Source organism: Rhodococcus sp. 27YEA15 (assembly GCF_049739425.1).
Taxonomy (GTDB): Bacteria; Actinomycetota; Actinomycetes; order Mycobacteriales; family Mycobacteriaceae; genus Rhodococcus_F.
In genome coordinates this window covers 681,627-701,390 of record NZ_JBMHHW010000002.1, presented here as the reverse complement: position 1 = coordinate 701,390, position 19,764 = coordinate 681,627, and the positions used below count along the sequence as shown (strand labels likewise).

The 19,764-nt window shown below is 60.9% G+C and carries 12 protein-coding genes; 5 read left to right on the top strand and 7 right to left on the bottom strand.

Translation table 11 applies throughout. The annotated features are described in order from the left end of the window. Positions 1-774: 774 nt before the first annotated feature. The gene (locus ABH922_RS28245; RefSeq protein ID WP_424810307.1) at positions 775-1,800 is read right to left on the bottom strand and encodes a DUF4365 domain-containing protein; all 1,026 of its coding nucleotides are present in this window, start codon (positions 1,798-1,800) and stop codon (positions 775-777) included. Positions 1,801-2,379: 579 nt separating this feature from the next. Here ABH922_RS28245 and ABH922_RS28240 point away from each other — a divergent pair. From ABH922_RS28240 to ABH922_RS28225, 4 genes are all read left to right on the top strand, one after another. Continuing rightward, positions 2,380-4,962, top strand: coding sequence for an AAA family ATPase (locus ABH922_RS28240; protein ID WP_424810306.1), 2,583 nt, complete (start codon positions 2,380-2,382; stop codon positions 4,960-4,962). A gap of 637 nt (positions 4,963-5,599) precedes the next feature. Then, entirely contained in the window at positions 5,600-6,322 is a 723-nt protein-coding gene (locus ABH922_RS28235) for a type IV toxin-antitoxin system AbiEi family antitoxin domain-containing protein (RefSeq protein WP_424810305.1), read from the top strand. Between the two features lie 13 nt (positions 6,323-6,335). Next, entirely contained in the window at positions 6,336-7,307 is a 972-nt protein-coding gene (locus ABH922_RS28230; RefSeq protein WP_424810304.1) for a nucleotidyl transferase AbiEii/AbiGii toxin family protein, read from the top strand. 119 nt (positions 7,308-7,426) lie between these two features. Continuing rightward, positions 7,427-8,011 (top strand): hypothetical protein, encoded by a 585-nt coding sequence (locus ABH922_RS28225; RefSeq protein ID WP_424810303.1) that lies wholly within the window; start codon positions 7,427-7,429, stop codon positions 8,009-8,011. 522 nt (positions 8,012-8,533) lie between these two features. Here ABH922_RS28225 and ABH922_RS28220 read toward each other — a convergent pair. The 5 genes from ABH922_RS28220 to prpD all read right to left on the bottom strand — a co-directional run bounded on the left by ABH922_RS28220 (position 8,534) and on the right by prpD (position 16,835). Continuing rightward, complete coding sequence (locus ABH922_RS28220) at positions 8,534-9,304, bottom strand: enoyl-CoA hydratase (RefSeq protein ID WP_424810302.1); 771 nt, start codon at positions 9,302-9,304, stop codon at positions 8,534-8,536. Between the two features lie 433 nt (positions 9,305-9,737). Next, complete coding sequence (locus tag ABH922_RS28215; protein ID WP_424810301.1) at positions 9,738-13,121, bottom strand: pyruvate carboxylase; 3,384 nt, start codon at positions 13,119-13,121, stop codon at positions 9,738-9,740. A 162-nt stretch (positions 13,122-13,283) separates the two neighbouring features. Beyond that, positions 13,284-14,417 (bottom strand): bifunctional 2-methylcitrate synthase/citrate synthase, encoded by a 1,134-nt coding sequence (locus tag ABH922_RS28210; protein ID WP_424810300.1) that lies wholly within the window; start codon positions 14,415-14,417, stop codon positions 13,284-13,286. Next, positions 14,417-15,331: a methylisocitrate lyase gene (gene prpB / locus ABH922_RS28205; RefSeq protein WP_424810299.1), complete on the bottom strand. Its 915-nt coding sequence runs from the start codon at positions 15,329-15,331 to the stop codon at positions 14,417-14,419. The genes ABH922_RS28210 and prpB overlap by 1 nt, the downstream gene beginning before the upstream one ends. A gap of 1 nt (position 15,332) precedes the next feature. Next, positions 15,333-16,835 (bottom strand): 2-methylcitrate dehydratase PrpD, encoded by a 1,503-nt coding sequence (gene prpD / locus ABH922_RS28200; RefSeq protein WP_424810298.1) that lies wholly within the window; start codon positions 16,833-16,835, stop codon positions 15,333-15,335. Positions 16,836-17,028: 193 nt separating this feature from the next. On the opposite strand from prpD, the gene ABH922_RS28195 reads away from it, so the two are divergent. Continuing rightward, positions 17,029-18,453 (top strand): short-chain fatty acyl-CoA regulator family protein, encoded by a 1,425-nt coding sequence (locus ABH922_RS28195; protein ID WP_424810337.1) that lies wholly within the window; start codon positions 17,029-17,031, stop codon positions 18,451-18,453. Between the two features lie 278 nt (positions 18,454-18,731). On the opposite strand, the gene ABH922_RS28190 is transcribed toward ABH922_RS28195, so the two are convergent. After that, positions 18,732-19,679, bottom strand: a complete 948-nt coding sequence (locus ABH922_RS28190) for a LysR family transcriptional regulator (RefSeq protein ID WP_424810297.1) — start codon at positions 19,677-19,679, stop codon at positions 18,732-18,734. Positions 19,680-19,764: the final 85 nt, after the last annotated feature.

The following is a 19,764-nucleotide window of genomic DNA, read 5'->3' as shown; positions in this document are numbered from 1 at the left end:
CGCCGCAAACTTTCCAGCCGGCGACACCGTCTGGACGGCGGAGTTCCCCCCGGAGCGGCTTCTCGCGACCGCCAACATAAAACCGAGCATCGAGACCGAGTACATCGCCTTCGCCGAAGAGTTGCACCTGGATATCCACCCCTGATGATCACGTCGTAGCCGAACGCTCGACTGCGTCGTACCGCGGACACCAATCCACCCTGCGCTGGGACTCGGCGTCCGCTCACACAGGTTTGTTGTATCGCTCCCGCCGAGTCGGTGTAATCCCGATTCCCCGCAGCGCCGCATCGCGCCGGGATTTGCACCGACTCGATGCGGCGTGCAGTTTTTCTCACGCGACCTGTAAGTCAACGGCGCTCACGGGTTCCAGAGCCCAGTCCCGAACGCTCCTGTCGTCAACGAAGCGCCATTCCGCCCAGCACTTGTCACAGTCGATGCGCAAGTCGTGCTCCCGGTGGCCCGGAAGGTTGTCGTGCTCTTCGACGATCATTCCGTCGCCGCAGGGACACAGGTACCCGTAGTTTTCCACCGTCCCGGCCCCGGCGCCGTATCCCTCGTGGTCGTACGAATCTCCGCCGACCCGCTCGGTGCGAATGGGAGTCGACGAGGGCTCCGTCCTTATCCACTCCCCGATCGCGGTAACCCCGCGTCGTAGACCTTGAGTGTGAAAACGAGACCTTATGGAATGTCATTGTTGACGACGAATTAGACTATCGGCATCAACTGCGCTAACCATCCGTTAGCACCGAATAATATTCAATTGCTCTTTGTTCACTAACGGAGGAGCACCCCCAGTTGAGTAGGCAGGTTCCAATTTCGTGTCATCGTCCCGTAAGTCTTCGGAATATTTGCCAACGAGCTGAATACTCCATTAACGACAGAAAGTGGAGCGATTAAGCGGAAATACTCAGCAGAAGTTGCTGGCCTAGCCCATTCATCAGGAATTCCATCAATCTCGGCCTTCGCACGTTCCAAATCAGAAAGAACCATTGTCATAATTCCCAAAGTTGGATTGTTTTCCGCTGCCCATACGTCGAGATTGGCAATCTCAGAGTAATAGATCGAGAACAGCCGCCTATATTCCGTCAACTCTGCGATTACATCAGGAACGTCGGCAGTATGCTGGTCGACTGCTATCTCAATCTCATTAAAAGCAAACTGCATTTCGTCTCGAAATTTACTAAACTCAAGGAAAGCGCCATAGTATTTAGGACGCTTTGCCAGCAAAGAAATATAGTTCCAACCGTCACCAGTTCTGGACAAGACATTAGATGTAGGCACATGCACAACTACACTGCCTTGACCCTGCCAGTCTGGTCGAAACCTGGGGAGAACCTCGGAAATCCAGTCATTCAGGCAAATATAATAAATAACCTCAGTGTCCTTATCCACAACAATTAGAAGTACCGGAATAGCGGAACCCATCCGCCGAATAGTTTCAATCTCTTCGACTTCAAGGCTGAAGCTAACAACATCGATCGTTGTTAAATCATATTCACTGTCCCGATCAGATCCTTTTATCCGATTCTTTGCACCAGAGAACGGCTTAATTCTAGCAATAAGGACGCCATCTACAGTTTTTACCTGAGCGAAAAAATGCTCACCTAAGGCATCCCAGCATGAGTCCTCTCCGGGCACCTCGGAGAAGGTTTCAATATGCAGATCGAGTCCGTAGTCTGGGCTAATTTCTCTGACGACCCAATGATCTGGCAGCGACGCCTTGACGAGATCTACCCCGCTTTCTCCGTGAATGTGACTCTTTACTCTACGTTTCGGCCGAGCCGATTTTGATAACGACATGAAGAGATTAAATCAGACGAACAGAGTTAGACAGCGAGCAGGCGAATTAGTACAGACGCTTCCGTGGACCTGATGTGCGCCGGCTTGACACAGGGAACTGCTGCGCGCCAGCTTGACACAGTCGCCAGTACGATTACCTTATGACATGCCCAGGCCAACCTGTCCACGCTCGACAACCCACGGCAGAAGTTCCCGTTTCTGGCAAGATATTTCCTTCGATGCCCCATTCGTAGAGAACACTTCAGTTCAGTGTGGATACGATTTCCGCGTAAATGTCAGTCCGCGCTGCTCACCTCCCTTTCGTGGAGCTCTGTCCGTGGACGCCAAAAGCGCTCACGGCATCCGCATCCGAGCAGTCCAAGCCTTAGACTCCCACGGGTATTCGGAACAGAAAACATACCACCCTTTCTGGAATCCAAAAACACTGGAACACAACACGATTCACAAGCCATGCATGGAGACTCGAAAATCTGGAAACCACCCGCCTCAATATAAGATTCGAGAGCCTCGCTAACATGCTGAGCGAGCGAAGCGCACAACCCTGTCGCTTTCGTGCAGCGACTGAAGGGGTTTGACTCGATGGTCAAGATCGTGAGCGTGGACGAGATCAAGGACTTTCGAATTTTCCACAAATGGAAACCAGGGCCTACTGCACCCGCGCTCGACCACGTAACCCTGGTTCATGCCAACAACGGCAGCGGAAAATCCACACTCGCAAGTCTGCTCAACCCCACCACCAGCTCAACCGGATGGAATGCAGGGGTCACAGTCACGATCGAAGAAGCCGGCACCCCACGCCAAGTCACATCCCCGGACGATCCCTGCTGGCAGAACGTCGTCGTCTTCAACCACGACTACGTAGAGAACGCAGTCCGTATCAAAGACGGCACCACCAACGCCCTTCTCGCGCTTGGTCCGGACGCAGTCCAGCGCCAACTCAATCTGGAAAGGGCTCAGGCCGAGCTGGCAGCAGTCGCTGCAGATCTGACCGAATCCCAGAGCAATGTCACCCGTGCAGATCGTGCGTCGAACGCATATGCCAAAGCGGTCGCGGACGAAATCAACACACCACTCAGCTTCCCCTACGGGCGCGGATTCAACGCCGCCAACATCAAGAGGGAGATCGAAACTGGACTTGATGACGCTGCACGCAAGGACATTGACGAGACGGCCCTTCTCAGTCGAGCTTGCGCAACTGAGAAGGAGTCACTACCGCCTCTACCGACCACGCCCTCTGCGCCACCTGTATCCGTACAGGTGATCCGCGCCGTGCTCACCGAAGTCCCCGTGGCATCGCACTCCGAACACACTGACCTTGCCCCGACTACACGCGACTGGATCGAGACCGGCACCACCTTGCACGACGCTGACGACCCGTGCATGTTCTGCACAGGAATTGTCACGCAAGAACGGCTTATCGAGCTGCAAAGCCTGCTCACACGGGCCGAAAGCAGCCTCTCCGAACGTGCGCGAAGAATGGCGCAACAACTGGAAACCTACAACGACACCGTGCAGCACTGGATGTCGTCTCTACCCCGCTCCAACGCAGGCGTATACGACGACCTCGGCAAGAAATGCACAGACGCACTCGATACCACGCGGATCTCCGGCGAAAAACTCCAACTCGCCATAGCCAACGCCCACGCAGCGCTGACCGCTAAAGCCGAAGACGTCAATGCTATTGCGACTTTCACGATCCAGACCGTCGACACCGAAAAGACCGAGACCCAGGCCGACGCCGTCCAGGAAGATATCAACAATGAATGGCCGACACTCGACATCGAACCGCTTCAAACGGTCATTGCCGAACACAACGCTCGGACAGCAGCGTTCACGAGCGAAAAATCCGCGGCAACAGACCGCTATAAACTGTTCGTTCTCGGATCGCATCGCGAGCAATACCGAGCTGTCCACGCCAATCTCTCTGCGGCACAAGAACAACAGCGCCAGCTCGTCGAAGAATCCACACGACTCAAGGACCTCATCGGAGACCTCAGCGGCGGAGAATTCGACCCCAGTCCAGGCGTCACGTGGCTCAACGACGAACTAGGCCGCCTCCTCGGACGCAACGACCTCCAACTCCAAGTGCTCGACGATCAGAACTATTCCATCACCCGTTACGGAGCGAAAGTCGAACACCTCAGCGAAGGCGAGAAGACTGCACTCGCTCTCCTGCACTTCCTCGGCTCCCTCGATCACAAAGGCCGCGACCCCCAAAAACTGTGCGTAGTCATCGACGACCCGATCTCGAGCCTTGACAGCGACATCGCCTTCGGCGTTTCCGCTGCGCTTTGGGGATACCTTCTCGGCATCCTCAACTGCCGCTGCGGCAACGACGAAACCTGTGAATGCGGAGACGGTAAGCGCATGCGCGTCGATCAACTCATTCTCTTCACGCACAACTTCGACTTCTTCCGGCACTGGTCCAACCAACTCGACCGCCTACCAACAAATCTCGTCAACAACAGCAGAAAGAACAAGAACAGCGGTCTGAGCTACGTGCAGCTCGAACTGCGGCCTCGCTGGCGCACCACCGGCACCGATCCCCGCCGCGTACCCGTATGGTCCACCTTCGGTGCTACCGGACGGCCATATGGGAGCCCCGGTGCCGACGGATACAAAGAACGCACGCGTTTGCGGTCTGAATACCATTTCCTCTTCCACCGGTGCGCCACCGCATTGACAACCCTGAACGCCGGTTCAGCAACCGTCGACGAGCAGATGGATGCCGAATCCCTGCTCCCCAACGCCAGCCGGCGTCTTCTCGAAGGCTTCCTCGCACACCGGCACCCCGAAAAGATGGGCGGCAAGTTTCGCGACAGCCTCAAAGCCGGACTACCCGACAACGCGGACAACCCCACCCGCGTCATCCTCGACACCTACCTCAACAGGTACTCCCACAACGAAGAAACCACCATGGGAACAACCCTGCACCGCCCCGAAACGACCAAGATGCTCGCCTTCGTCTTCGACTACCTGCACCGCCTCGACCCCCATCACTTCCACGGCATGTGCACAGCCCTAAAACTCGACCCCCGTCAACTCCTCCCCACACGAACCACCCCGTACTCGCCAGAAGAACTCGCAGGCAGAACACTGTGCCTCGACAACACATGCCCACTCACACCCTGGCAGAGCACACCCACACCGAGCCAACCGTGATTCGGTGTAGGTGACGATTATGTGGGCCGTCTGGCGAGGGTGGCCTTGAGCAGGCGTAGCCGCGTGCAGAAACTGCCACGCCTGCTCGATTACCTCTTGACGTGGCACGCTTTCACCAGAAACCAAAGTCCGCCGCTGCTCCGCCGTCTTAAACAACCCCCGCTGCCAGTCGTTGGGACGAGCAACTTCTCGGGACGGTTCGATCTTGATCCCTACCCCCAAAGCATCCGACAAGATCAAGTGCGACCATATTCCAGCACATGCTCCAGCTGTCGACCTGCCCCTCCCTGGGCCCTCGATATACGGGCACATCGTCGACGCTAGCGTCGACGATGTGACATACGACCTCACCCGCCTCGGTAATGCTGCACAAGGTGCACCCGAGCGTGGCCACGCAACCGCACTTCGGCCACTGCCTCACCCCGTGCAGGCTCGACCGAGTTCACTCCATCAATTCCGTGAACCCCGAACCCTGTTCAATGCCCCCGACAGCAACCACGCCCCGGATCGCCAACCACAGGTCACTGGCGCGCGCTTCGCGGCCGCATCACCGGCGTATGCCTTCCGCGATGCGCTGACCTTGGATCCTATCGCTCCACTTCTGCAATAATCACTCCTTAGCTGTTATTATCGCAGTATGCGCAGTGGCAACAAGCTCATCGACCTGGCAGACCTCGCCGCCAGCCAATGGGGCCTGTTCACCACCGCACAGGCCCGGGCTATTGGATTCTCCGCCCAGCGCATCGCTCGACTCGCCGACCACGGAACGATCGAGCGACTCCGCCACGGGGTCTACCGGATCAGCGGCGCACCGAGCGTCCCTCATGAACAACTACGCGCGGCGTGGCTGTTGATCAAGCCGGCAGTTGCTACGGGCGAACGGCTCGATGCCGACCATCCGGGCGTCGTCTCCCACCGCTCCGCCGCCAGACTTCACGACCTCGGCGACCTTGACGCCGATGTCATGGAATTCGCCGTCGCCGGTCGCAAGCAATCCCGCCTCACCGACGTCCGGTACCGGATCGCCCGTGCAGGGCGGGACCGGTGGACCCTTCTCGACGGCCTCCCTGTCAGCACCGTCCTCGCCACTATCGACGACCTCGCTGCCGACCACCTCGACGGTGGACACCTCGCCTCCGTCGTACGCGACGCCGTCACCACCAACCTCGTCGACACCGATGACCTGATCGCTGCGTTGGGGCAACACGCGCACAAGTACGGCATCACACCCGGGGACGGCGCAGGTCTGCTCGACCGGTTACTGACCGAGGCCGGGATACCGGAGTCGACGCTGGCATTGAGTCGCCGCCTCGTCGCCGGCGGCACGGCCGCCGATATCGCAGCCACCGTTTCCCCCTGACGCGAAGGAACACATGAGCACCGACAGGCCGCCCCGCAGCAGCAATCCGGCGGCATTCAACCGCTCCCTCAAGGACCGGATCCGCAACGAAACCACGCCCCGAGGCCGCAGCACCGAACAACTACGACACGAGTTCTTCCTCCAACGCTTCCTAGCCCGCGTGTTCTCCGCCCCCGGTGAGCGCTGGCTACTCAAAGGAGGCGCCTCCCTTCTGGTACGCAGGCCTGACGCCCGATACAGTCAGGACATCGACCTGCTGCACACCTCCGCCGCCGTCGCCGACGCGCTGTCCGAACTCGTCGCGATCACCGAAACCGGCAGCGATCTCGACCCGTTCCGGTACGTGTTCGACACCCCGCGGCTGATGTCCGGCGGCGTATCCGGAGCCAGCGTGAAAGTGAAGGTCTACCTCGGCGCCGTTCAACTCGCCGACTTCCCCATCGACCTGTCCACCGAACTGGTGCCGGTCGGCGAAATCGACTACCAGCTGCCTCGCCCGGTGGTCGAGATGGACGAGCTCGCGCCCATGCCGAAGTTCGCTCTCTACCCACTGCCCCAACAGGTTTCCGACAAGGTGTGGCGCAATGTACGAACGGTACGGCGATCTGCAACAGCCCTCCACGCGCTACCACGACCTCGTCGACCTCGCACTGATCGTGACCACCTGGACCCTCGACGCCGCTCTCACCTGCACTGCCCTGCACCAAGAATCCACGCGGCGCACGCTGACACTTCCTACCGCCCTCGATGTGCCTGCACCATCCTGGACTGCCGGCTACGCCAGAATCGCCAAAACCGTATCCGGCCTTCCCGAACACGCACGCACCATCGACGGCGCACTGCGCATCGTCGGTCGATGCCTCGACCCACTGCTCGGCCGGCACCTCCGCACCGGCGCATGGGACCCGATCGAATCGAACTGGTCAATGTCCTAGTGGTTATCGAGGCGTGGTTATCGAGACAGCCTGCGGGTGTCGGGTTATGACGTGCGGCAGCGTAGCTGCGAGCTATCGAGTCAGATCGATAAATGATTTTGCCTGGTCGGCCGTTGGAGAACGAGTCCACGAAAGCCGCCGCTAGCTTCTCGAATCCGGGCAATACGGATTGCACGGCCTCCACCTGCCCGGAACCAAGGAGTGCCCCGAGCAGTGCTTCTACCTCAGCGGCCCGGTCCATGTAGTCGAGAACGACGAATCCTTGCACAAGGATGCGCTTGGTGAGCAGTTGGCCGAAATTGCTTGGCCCAGAAGCCCTTTCGGTCAGGTTGTAGCCGTCGATCAGAGCACACAGCGCGATGTGAGCGCCTGCCCGGGCCTCGGGCGCGGGACCGTGCCGGCGCATTTGTTCGCGTACCAACTCGAATACGGTGGCATCTCGAGGTTGGTTTGGTCGGGCACCGATGACGCGGTGCTGTGTCATCAATGCGACTTCGCCGACTGTACCAACCCGGCACACATGCAGTTGGGGACCAATCGCAGCAACCGCACCGAATACGAGCGCCGGCGACGCAACATCCCCAGCCCACTCGCCGACGTCCGCGGCCCGGCGGGTCGCACTCGCACCGCCGCTGCCGCGATCCGTATCGCGAGCAGAAATTCGACGTCGACAGGGTCGAAGAACTCATCGGTGCGGCCGAGGCTGCAGGACGTCCGCTCTCACTCTGGTAGCGACCCTGCCACTCGATACTGACAACGCACGCTCACTGTGTACGTACTTCGTTGCAGTGCAGCATCTTTCATATACATCAAGACAAAATATATTCTATGGGCGATGACCACCGATGCAAATACCGTTTCCCTATAGACATCGACAACGAAATTCGTCCGATCGTCCCGCAGCCGTTTCGCCTATGCCCTACTGTCCGTTCGATGTATCGCAACGAGCAGAACTGGGACGCGCCACTACAGAAGTCCTTTGGAAATGTCCAGACAGAGCACGGAGACTCATGCTCGAAGAAACCACACTGAGACCATCCGAAGGGGCTGACGGAAATGACACCGAAGTAGTACCTCGCGCTATCGGAATGACACCCCAGACGTGACCTCCAACGACTGGATCACCAACAGGGTTTCGGACCTTGATACCTCGACTGCTACCCGTAGCCGATGGGGAATCTCCCTCGGCTGCAAGAAATTTCACCACACGCTGAACAAAGTATTGGGCCCAGCTCGGGGCGAATGAAAATATACGTCCGCGGGTTCTTGTGAGAAGTCAGTGCCCAGACCACTGCGCCCGCTCCTTTCTCGAGAACGCCGATACCCCCGCACGAAAGTCGTCACTGCCGTACACGTGGCGGACGATGTCGGCAGATTCCGGCAATCCGGTGTTGCGGATCCGCCGGAGCACTTCACGGGTAGCCGACATCGTCAACGGTGCGGCTGCAAGCAGGTCGCCGATCACCTGCATTTCCAGGTCGCCGAAGTCGTCGCGGTCTGCAACTTCTTCCACGAATCCGATCTCGGCTAATTCGGTTGCTTGTAACATCCGTGCCCGCGCCACCATGGACATGAGCCGCGCGGATCCGATTCGCGCGGTGAGCAGGGCAAGAGGATATGCGGACAATGTATTTCCCAAGGTTCGTGCGATCGGCAAACCGAAGGACGAGGTTGTCGTCGCGATCCGGACATCGCACGCGGCCGCCAACAACAACCCCGCTCCTGCGCAGACGCCGTCGATCACCGCGAGTGTCGGTACTGGCACCGTCTCCAGCGCATCGAGGATCGAGACGAACTGTTCCTCGTATGCCACCCCGTCTTGCCCCGTTGAGAATGAGCGGAAGTGCGCGATATCCGAACCGGCGGCAAACGCCCCGCCTGCGCCCCGTAACATCAGTAGCCGGGTAGTGGGATCTGTGTTCACGTGTGCACAGACCTGACCGAGACTCGCATACATCTCGGGTGTCAGGGCGTTGAGCTTTTCAGGTCGATTGAAGGTAACCGTCATGATCGCGTCCGACTTTTCGACGATCAGGTTGCATGTCACGGTCCGAGGTTCAGTCAGTATCGAGCTCGTTGTCATAGCGTCCTCAACAGGTTGCGGATCTGGTATCGACAGGAATGTGGTCGATGTCGTATTGACTGATCCATTAGACGCTACCTTCATACTGTGCATGTTGAAACATGTTGTGTAAGCGTATTTTTGCGGTGCACTTGACTCGATTCTGAGAACTCTGTGAACTCCCGTTCGGGCTCTCGTCGGGTGATATCGGTCGGATGTGAACTCTCTGGATGACTACCTTTCCTTTGGTTCATTCCTTCCCCCGATTGATTCCGATATTCCTGCTGCGCTCTGCCCGGAGGGGATGGAAAAGGAGGCTCCGCGTAGCTGGCGTACATCACCGACAGATACATGCGTGGCCCCCGCACCGAAAGGTGGTGCAGGGGCCACGGTCCGCGTCGCGCGGACGCTGTTCGGGTCAGCCGATGACTACGAGCAGGTCGTTGCCTTCGACCTGTTGTGGTCCTCGTAGCGTGACGCGCGAGATAATTCCCGCGATCGGGGCGGTGATCGCCGCTTCCATCTTCATTGCTTCGATCGTGGCCACGGTGTCGCCGGCCTCGATCTTCTGGCCTTCCTTCACCGCGAGCGTCACGACGCCCGCGAACGGTGCCGCCACGTGGCCCGGGTTGTTCTTGTCGGCCTTCTCCGCCACCGGTACGTCACTGGCAATGGAGCGATCGCGGATCGAGACCGGCCGCAATTGGCCGTTCAGGATGCACATGACAGTGCGGTAGCCGCGCTCGTCGGGCTCGGAGATCGCCTCGAGCCCGATTATCAGTTCCACACCGGGAGCCAACTCGACCCGGTGTTCGTCGCCGCGCCGCAGACCGTAGAAGAACTGGTTTGCCGAAAGCCGCGACGTGTCGCCGTACTTCTCGCGGTGTTCGAGGAATTCCTTTGTCGGGCCGGGGAACAGCAGACGGTTCAGCGTCGCCTGACGGTCCTTCGACGAGCCCTCCAGCAGTATCTCGTCCTCGGCGGACAATGTCGCTTCCGGCTTGGCCTGGCCACGTCCTTCGAGTGCCTTGCTGCGGAACGGTTCCGGCCAGCCACCGGGAGGCGTACCGAGTTCACCGCGCAGGAAACCGACCACGGAGTCGGGAATGTCGAACTTCGCCGGATCTGCGGCGAACTCCTCCGAAGGCACGCCGGCACCGACAAGATGGAGCGCGAGGTCGCCGACGACCTTCGACGACGGCGTCACCTTCACCAGATGCCCGAGCATGCGGTCTGCGTCGGCGTACTTGGCTTCGACCTCTTCGAACCGGTCGCCGAGGCCGAGAGCAACGGCCTGGGTGCGGAGGTTGGAGAGCTGACCACCCGGGATCTCGTGCGTGTACACACGTCCCGTCGGAGCCGGTAGCCCGGATTCGAAGGGCGCGTACACCTTTCGCAGCGCCTCCCAGTACGGCTCGAGGTCGCACACGTTCTGCAGGTTCAGTCCGGTGTCGAACTCGGAGTGCGCGGCAGCGGCGACGATGGCCGAGAGCGCAGGCTGGCTGGTGGTTCCGGCCAGTGCCGCCGAAGCACCGTCGACTGCGTCGGCGCCCGCCTGCCACGCGGCGAAGTACGTGGCCAACTGTCCACCGGGGGTGTCGTGCGTGTGGACGTGAACCGGCAGATCGAAGTTGCTGCGTAGCGCCGTCACAAGCTTGGTGGCCGCCGGAGCGCGCAGCAGGCCGGCCATGTCCTTGATCGCGAGCACGTGAGCGCCGGCATCGACGATCTCTTCGGCCAACTTCAGGTAGTAGTCGAGCGTGTACAGCGTTTCGTTCGGATCCGACAGATCGCCGGTGTAGCTCAACGCCACCTCGGCGAGGGCCGTTCCGGTCTCACGCACCGCGTCGATGGCAGGGCGCATCTGGTCGACGTTGTTGAGCGCGTCGAAGATTCGGAAGATGTCGATGCCGGTGTCGGTGGCTTCCTGAACGAATGCGCGCGTGACCTTTTCGGGATACGGCGTGTAGCCCACCGTGTTTCGGCCGCGAAGAAGCATCTGGAGGCAGATGTTGGGAATCGCCTCGCGGAGTGCGGCAAGCCGGTACCACGGATCCTCGTGCAGGAAGCGAAGTCCCACATCGTAGGTCGCGCCGCCCCAGGCTTCGATCGAGAGCAGTTCCGGCGTCAACCGCGCAACGTGCCCGGCAACTCCGAGCAGTCCGCTGGTTCGAACTCGCGTGGCCAACAACGACTGGTGCGCGTCACGGAAGGTGGTGTCGGTGACGCCGACGGCCTTCTGCTCACGCAGTGCCTTCGCGAAACCTTCGGGTCCGAGTTCGAGCAGGCGCTGACGGCTACCGGCAGGAGGAGGCGTCGAAAGATCGATCTTGGGCAGCTTGTCCTGCGGGTACACCGCCGAGGGCCGCTCACCGTGCGGCTTGTTGACCGTCACATCCGCGAGGTAGGTCAGGATCTTCGTGCCGCGGTCTGCCGAAGAACGCAGAGTCAGCAACTGAGGACGTTCCTCGATGAAGGAGGTTGTCACGCGTCCCGCCCGGAAGTCCGGGTCGTCGAGAACCGCCTGCAGGAACGGAATGTTGGTCGAGACGCCACGAATGCGGAACTCGGTGACCGCGCGGCGAGCTCGCGCCACAGCGGCTTCGAGGTCGCGACCGCGACAAGTGAGTTTGACCAGCATGGAATCGAAGTACGCTCCGACCTCGGCTCCGAGCGTGGCGCCGCCGTCCAAGCGGATACCGGCTCCGCCCGGGGTGCGGTACGCGGTGATACGGCCGGTGTCCGGGCGGAATCCGTTTGCCGGATCCTCGGTCGTGATGCGGCACTGCAGCGCCGCGCCGCGAAGCTTGATCGTCTCCTGTGACAGACCAAGTTCTGCAAGCGTCGAACCGGACGCGATCTTGAGCTGCGACTGGACCAGGTCCACGTCCGTCACTTCTTCGGTGACGGTGTGCTCGACCTGAATTCGCGGGTTCATCTCGATGAAGACGTGGTTGCCGCGCTTGTCGAGAAGGAACTCGACGGTGCCCGCGCACGTGTATCCGATCTCCTTCGCGAAGGCGACGGCGTCGGCACAGATCTTGGCGCGCAACTCTTCCGAGAGATTGGGCGCCGGAGCTAGCTCGATCACCTTCTGGTGGCGACGTTGCAGCGAGCAGTCACGCTCGAAGAGGTGGATGACGTTGCCCTGCTCGTCGGCGAGGATCTGCACTTCGATGTGCCGGGGGTCGATGACGGCCTGCTCGAGGAAGACCGTCGAATCGCCGAAGGCCGACTCCGCTTCGCGTGCTGCGGCTTCGATCGATTCCTTGAGCTGTGAGCGCTCCGCAACGCGGCGCATTCCGCGCCCACCGCCGCCTGCGACAGCCTTGACGAAGAGCGGGAAGGTCATGTCCTCGGCGGCTGCGAGCAACTCGTCGATGTCCGCTGACGGCTCCGAAGACGCGAGCACCGGGAGACCGGCGGCCTTTGCCGCTGCGATGGCCCGAGCCTTGTTTCCGGTCAACTCGAGGATCTCGGCGGACGGGCCGACGAACTTGATGCCTGCCTCGGCACACGCCGCCGACAAATCCGGGTTCTCGGAGAGGAAACCGTAACCGGGGTAGATGGCGTCGGCTCCGGCGCTCTTGGCGGCGGCAACGATTTCCTCGACCGAGAGATACGCGCGAACGGGGTGACCCTTCTCCCCGATCTGGTAGCTCTCGTCTGCCTTGAGACGGTGGATCGAATTCCGATCCTCGTACGGGAACACCGCGACGGTTCCGGCACCTAGTTCGTAGGCGGCGCGGAAGGCACGGATCGCAATTTCGCCGCGGTTCGCGACGAGCACTTTGGAGAACATGGACTGCGGAACCTCACTGTCGGGTGTTGCCGCTGAGACATGGCAACACAGCGACCCGCACCGAGGGTTCGGTGCGGGTCGGGGTGATTCAAATAAGGAAGCGCCCCGGGGTGCAGGAGACGGTGATGCCAATAACCGAACCCCGGGACGCTGATCGTGGGCTCAGGCCACCACCGCGCGCTGGGGCACGCCGGTGTATTCGCTGAGCGGTCGGATCAGGGCGTTGGATTCGCCCTGCTCGATGATGTGGGCTGTCCATCCCGTAATGCGACTCATCACGAAGATCGGTGTGAAGACCTCGATATCGAAGCCCATCAGGTAGTACGCAGGTCCAGTGGGGAAGTCGAGGTTGGGTTTGATACCGGTGGCCTCGTTCATGGTGCGTCCGAGGATCTCGTACATCTGGACCCACTTCTCGCCGCCGGTGTGAGTGGCGACGTCGAAGAAAGCTTTCTTCATCGTGGGTACCCGTGAGTCGCCGTTCTTGTAGACGCGGTGACCGAATCCCATCACCTTGTCCTTGGCCGCCAGTTTGCCGCGCATCCAGTCCTCAGCCCGTTCGGGTTCACCGATCTCGAGCATGTCGTGCATGACAGCCTCGTTGGCGCCGCCGTGCAGGGGGCCTTTGAGGGTTCCGATGGCGGCGGTGACGGCGCTGTAGATGTCGGAGAGCGTCGAGGTGACGACACGCGCGGCGAAGGTGGAGGCGTTGAAGCTGTGCTCTGCATACAGGATCAGCGAGACCTCGAAGGCCTTCACGATTTCCGGGTCCGGGACCTTCCCGAAGCACATGTTCAGGAAGTTCTCGGCGAAACCGAGGTGGCTGTGCGGGGCAATCGGGTCGAGACCGCGGCGACGACGATGATCTGCGGCAACGATGGTCGGCAGGACCGCCATCATGCGCAGCGACTTCTCGCGGTTGGCCTTCGGTGAATTGTCCCATTCCTCCGGATCTTCCGCCCCGAGGAAGCTGATCGCGGTCCTCACCACGTCCATCGGGTGGCAGTTTTCCGGCATCTTCGTCACCAGTGAAAGCAGCGAACGATCTGCCCGACGACTGGCGCGTTCGCGCTGACAGAACAGCTCGAGCTGCGTATCCGAGGGTAACTCGCCGTTCCACAGCAGGTAGGCGACCTGCTCGAAGCTGCAGTTGGCGGCGAGGTCCTGGACGGCGTAGCCGCGGTAGGTCAACGAGTTGGTTTCGGGAACGACTTTGGAGATCGCGGTGGTGTCGACGACGACACCGGCGAGTCCCTTGTAGATCGTCGGAACTGCTGTTTCGGGTAGTGCAGACATCACTGACTCCTTCCCAACGTGAAATTGAAGATTCCGGCATCGAATTCGTTGTAGCGCTCGTACTCGAGCACCTCGTACAGGCGCGAGCGCGTCTGCATCTGGTCGAGCAGCCCCGCTTGGGTTCCTGTCGAGTGGATCTCTTGCAGTCCTTGCTCGATTGCACCCATTGCCAGGCGCAGCGTGGTGACCGGGTAGATGACCGCGTTGAAGCCGATATCCTCGAGCGTCTTGGCCGGGATCAGTTGCGATTTGCCGAACTCGGTCATGTTTGCCAGCAGCGGGATCTGCACTGCGGCGCGGAACTTCTCGAAATCGGCTTCGGTGTGCAGTGCTTCGGTGAAGATCATGTCGGCACCGGCGTCGGCATATGCCTTGGCGCGTTCGATCGCGGCGTCGATTCCGTCGATGCCGGCGGCATCGGTGCGGGCGCAGATAACGAAGTTCGGGTCCCGTCGCGCGGAGACTGCGGCACGCAAGCGGCGGACCATCTCGTCGGTCGGGATGATGGCCTTGCCGTCGAGGTGGCCGCAACGCTTGGGGTTGACCTGGTCTTCGAGGTGCAGACCGGCGAGGCCGTCGTCCTCGAAGACCGTGACGGTGCGAGCAGCGCTCATCGGTTCACCGAATCCGGTGTCAGCGTCGACCAGAACGGGCAGGTCGGTGACGCGGGCGATCTGCTTGCTGTGCGCGGCAACTTCGGTGAGTGTGGTCAATCCGATATCGGGCAGGGCCAACCCGGCTGAGAACGCGCCACCGGAAACGTAGACGCCCTCGAAGCCGATTTCCTGGACGAGTTTTGCGGTCAACGGATTGATCGCACCCGGGAGTCGTTGGATCTTCCCGGACGTCAGGCCGGCGCGGAACGCGATCCGCTTGTCCGCTGCCGACGTGGTGGCGGCAATGAGGCCGGTCATCTCAGAACAGTCCCTTCGGCGACTTCGGTGCGCGGGCAAGCACGTCGTCGGGGACGGTGAACGTGAGCTGATCGAGTTCGCCGGCCTTCAACTCGGGGGTGCGCTGAGCCACGTCGAGGAAGCGGTCCTGCTCGGCAGGTTCGATGACCCCCTCGGCGAGCGTGCGGAATTTCGCAATGTACTGATCACGGGAGAAAGGTCGTGCGCCCAGCGGATGCGCGTCGGCAATCGCAAGCTCGTCGACAATCACCTCGCCGTTCTTGAGAGTGATCTCGGCGCGGGCGCCGAAGGCCTTCTCGTTCGGATCCGTCGAGTGGTAGCGCCGCGTCCACTCGGGATCTTCGGCGGTGGAGATCTTGTTCCACAGTGCGATCGTGTCGGGACGCTGCGCCCGCTCGGGCGCGTATGAATGCTCGTGATGCCAGGTTCCGTCCTGCAGCGCCACGGCAAAGATGTACATCACCGAGTGGTCGAGGGTCTCGCGGCTCGCCGTCGGGTCGAATTTCTGCGGGTCGTTGGAGCCTGTGCCGATGACGACGTGCGTGTGGTGGCTGGTGTGCAGCACGATCGTCGCGATCTGCTCCAGATCGCCGATCCGGTCACGCATCCGACGAGCAAGATCGATCGGTGCCTGGCTCTGGTACTCGGCGGAGTGTTCCTTGGTGTACGTGTCGAGGATGGCGCGCTTCGCCTCCCCCGGGCCGGGCAACGGCACCTGGTATTCGGCTTTCGGTCCGCCGAGAAGCCACGCGATGACGCCGTCCTCGCCTTCCCAGATCGGGGACGGTGCACCTTCGCCGCGCATCGCGCGATCGACAGCTTCGACAGCCATCTTGCCCGCGAATGCCGGCGCGTACGCCTTCCAACTCGAGATCTCGCCCTTACGGGACTGGCGCGTCGCGGTCGTGGTGTGCAGAGCCTGTCCGACCGCCTGATACACAGTTTCGGTGTCGAGGCCCAGCAGTGTGCCGATACCGGCTGCCGCTGACGGGCCGAGGTGGGCGACGTGGTCGATCTTGTGCTCGTGCAGGCAGATCGAGCGCACCAGGTCAACCTGGATTTCGTAGCCGGTCGCCAGGCCCCGGATCAGGTCCTTGCCGTCACGCCCGGCGTGCTGTGCAACCGCGAGGATCGGCGGGATGTTATCTCCCGGGTGCGAGTACTCCGCAGCGAGGAACGTGTCGTGAAAGTCGAGTTCGCGTACGGCTACACCGTTGGCCCATGCTGCCCATTCGGGTGAGAACGTGCCGCCGATGCCGAACACCGTCGACCCCGGCGAGTACGGGTGGGAGAGAGCCTGCGCGCGGGCGTTCGACACCGGACGACGGGTCAGCGACGCCGCCGCGACGGACGCGTTGTCGATGATCCGGTTGACGATCATCTCTGTGGTGTCGGCCTGCACCTCGACCGGATCGGTGGCGATCTCGGCCACCTTCCACGCGAGGTGCTCGTCCTTGGGGAAGTCTTCAGCGGAACGGTGGGTGCGAACTGTGTGCGTCTTCAACTCTGTGTCCTCCGGTCAATCATTTGCTGCGGTAGTTGCAGCATATGCAGAGCTTCGAGGTGCATGAAGTGACTGAATGTGCGTATTTTTGTGGTGTGAATCTGCTTATTTTGCAAATGGTGCGAATCTAGGTAATCGTGTTTGAGTGGACAAGACACAGTGGATGAACAGCGCGGCTAAAAAGGACGCCAAGATGCAAAAGATCTACGGCGGTCCCCGCTTGCGGCGGCTGCGCGAAGAGCGAGGTCTCACACAGCTCGCGCTTGCGCGGATACTGGACCTGTCTGCCAGTTACGTCAATCAACTCGAGAACGATCAACGTCCGTTGACGGTCCCGGTGCTACTGAAACTCAATGCGACATTCGATCTTGATGCACAATTCTTCGCCGCGGAGTCCGATGCCCGGCTCGCGGCAGACCTGCACGACGCTCTGACCGCTGTGGGGCCGGCCTCCGCCGGCCCGGCGATGATCGAGGAATTCGTGGCACGCATGCCCGAGATCGGGCAAACTCTCGTCACCCTGCACCGGCGGCTGCTCGCGGCGACAGAACAACTAGACCAGTACAGTGCGCACCTTGCAGCGCCGTCGGAGATCGGCGTCGAAGAAGGGGTGCCGATGCCCTTCGAGGAGGTTCGAGACTTCTTCTACGACAGGCATAACCACATCTCAGAGCTCGACGAGGCCGCAGAGCGTTTATTCGTCGAGAGTGGGTTGCGTATCGGGTCACTGGACGCACAGTTGACGGCCTTACTCGAAACCGAGCACGACATCGTGGTGCGGATGCGTACCGATCCGCCGAATCGCCCGGGACCCAAGCGGACCTATGACGAGGTCAATCGAATCCTGACATTGTCGCGGCACCTCTCGCCAGGCCAGCGTGCATTTCAGATTGCCACGCAGCTGGCTTTTCTCACCCAGTCCGAGACGATCGAAAGGCAAGCAGCGGCCGCGAACACGTTGAGCGACAACGCCCGTGAACTTGCAAAGATCGGACTGGCCAACTATTTCGCTGGCGCATTGCTGCTGCCGTACGGCCAGTTCCTCGCCGCCGCGGAGTCGCTGCACTACGACATAGAAATGCTCGCGTTGCAATTCGAGGTGGGCTTCGAGACTGTATGCCATCGACTGTCCACGATGCAGCGTCCCAACCGCCGTGGGGTACCGTTCTTCTTCGTCCGCACCGACCGAGCGGGAAACATCTCGAAGCGCCAGTCCGCCACCGCTTTCCATTTCTCCCGTGTCGGCGGCAGCTGCCCACTGTGGGTGGTGCACGACGCCTTCTCCACACCTGGCCGCATCCTCACCCAGGTCGCGCAGATGCCGGACGGGCGCACGTATCTGTGGATCGTGCGCACCACCGACGACGGCGCGCACCCGTACGGGACGCCGGATCGAAGCTTCGCTGTCGGTCTCGGCTGCGATATCACCCATGCTGACCGGATCGTCTACTCGCAAGGGTTACGATTGGATGAGCACATGTCCGCGGTGCCCATCGGATCCGGCTGCAAGATCTGTGAGCGCACCGACTGTGCGCAGCGGGCATTCCCGCAGATCGGCCGTCCGGTGCGTGTCGACGTCAACTTCAGCAGTCGGCTGCCGTATCCGCCGGCATCCTGAACTCGCAAGTCACGCTGGATCATTAGGCTGCGACTTGCTTGGGGAGTGCTCTATCGGACCGAGCGGGCGACCGCTTGCTTTTTGATAGCGCTATCGACCGCTACGTCTCCGATCAGTTGGGGCGAAAGCGCATGGCGGTGCATCTCTTTTGGCTCGTGGTCCAGCATTGCCCGGTTGTAACGAGATCTTCCTGGCGAAGGAATTCTCCCGCGTGAAGATCACGCATTCACCCAGTCGGACCAACAGCGTCGGCATTAAATCAACAGCGCCGACCCGATTCACGGCGAGTCGAGCAGCCCGATTCCGTAATCGGCGACGACGGCCCGTACCTCGGCGAGGTAGCGCTGCGCCTGCACCGTGAGCGGGACCCCGGAATGGCTGATCCAACCGATCTCGATGCTCTCGTCCACATCGAGTGGGATGGCGACGATCTCGGGGTCGAGGTCGTCACTGATGATGCCCGTCGAGATCGTGTAGCCGTCGAGTCCGATCATGAGATTGAAGATGCTCGCGCGGTCGGAGACCCGGATTTCCCGCTTGCTCGACAGGGTGGAAAGGATCTCTTCGGCGAAATAGAACGAGTTGTTAGCGCCCTGATCGAAGGTGAGCCGCGGCAGGTCGGCCAGATCATCGAGAGCGACGCGATCTCGGGAGGCCAACGGGTTCTGTCTGGAGATGAAGATGTGCGGCACCGCGGCGAAGAGCGGGCGGAACACCAGCCCGGAATCTCGCAGGAGTTTTTCGATGACCTTCCGGTTGAAGTCATTGCGGTACAAGATGCCCACCTCACTGCGGAGCATCCGGACGTCCTCGATGATGTCCCAGGTCCGGGTCTCACGAAGCGAGAACTCGTACTGTGCCGCGTCAACGGAGTCCACCATCCGGATGAACGCCTCGACCACGAATGAGTAGTGCTGAGCCGAAACTCCGAGCAGCCGACGGGACGGTGGCTGACCGAGGTAGCGCTGCTCCAGCAGCGACATCTGCTCGACGACCTGCCTGGCATAGCCGAGAAACTCCGCGCCCTCCTCGGTCAACGTCGCCCCACGGGCTGATCGAGTGAGGAGGGTGCGTCCCACTCGGGATTCCAGGTCTTTCATCGCGGCAGACATGGTCGGCTGGGCGACGTAGAGAAGGTCGGCGGCGCCGGTGATCGACCCCTCCGCCGCGACCTCGATGAAGTAATGCAGTTGCTGCAGTGTGATGCCTCTGGATTCTCGCGCCATAGCTAAATGCTATAGAGGACCATAGGCAACATTTGTTACCCGATAACTGAACTGGAACTGCAGGATAGTGGCAGAGACTTTCCGC

Excerpts from the sequence above, each read along its gene's own strand:
- ABH922_RS28245 (WP_424810307.1), bottom strand. The coding sequence starts at position 1,800 with ATGTCGTTATCAAAATCGGCTCGGCCGAAACGTAGAGTAAAGAGTCAC.
- ABH922_RS28240 (WP_424810306.1), top strand. The coding sequence starts at position 2,380 with ATGGTCAAGATCGTGAGCGTGGACGAGATCAAGGACTTTCGAATTTTC.
- ABH922_RS28235 (WP_424810305.1), top strand. The coding sequence starts at position 5,600 with ATGCGCAGTGGCAACAAGCTCATCGACCTGGCAGACCTCGCCGCCAGC.
- ABH922_RS28230 (WP_424810304.1), top strand. The coding sequence starts at position 6,336 with ATGAGCACCGACAGGCCGCCCCGCAGCAGCAATCCGGCGGCATTCAAC.
- ABH922_RS28215 (WP_424810301.1), bottom strand. The coding sequence starts at position 13,121 with ATGTTCTCCAAAGTGCTCGTCGCGAACCGCGGCGAAATTGCGATCCGT.
- ABH922_RS28210 (WP_424810300.1), bottom strand. The coding sequence starts at position 14,417 with ATGTCTGCACTACCCGAAACAGCAGTTCCGACGATCTACAAGGGACTC.
- prpB (WP_424810299.1), bottom strand. The coding sequence starts at position 15,331 with ATGACCGGCCTCATTGCCGCCACCACGTCGGCAGCGGACAAGCGGATC.
- ABH922_RS28195 (WP_424810337.1), top strand. The coding sequence starts at position 17,029 with ATGCAAAAGATCTACGGCGGTCCCCGCTTGCGGCGGCTGCGCGAAGAG.
- ABH922_RS28190 (WP_424810297.1), bottom strand. The coding sequence starts at position 19,679 with ATGGCGCGAGAATCCAGAGGCATCACACTGCAGCAACTGCATTACTTC.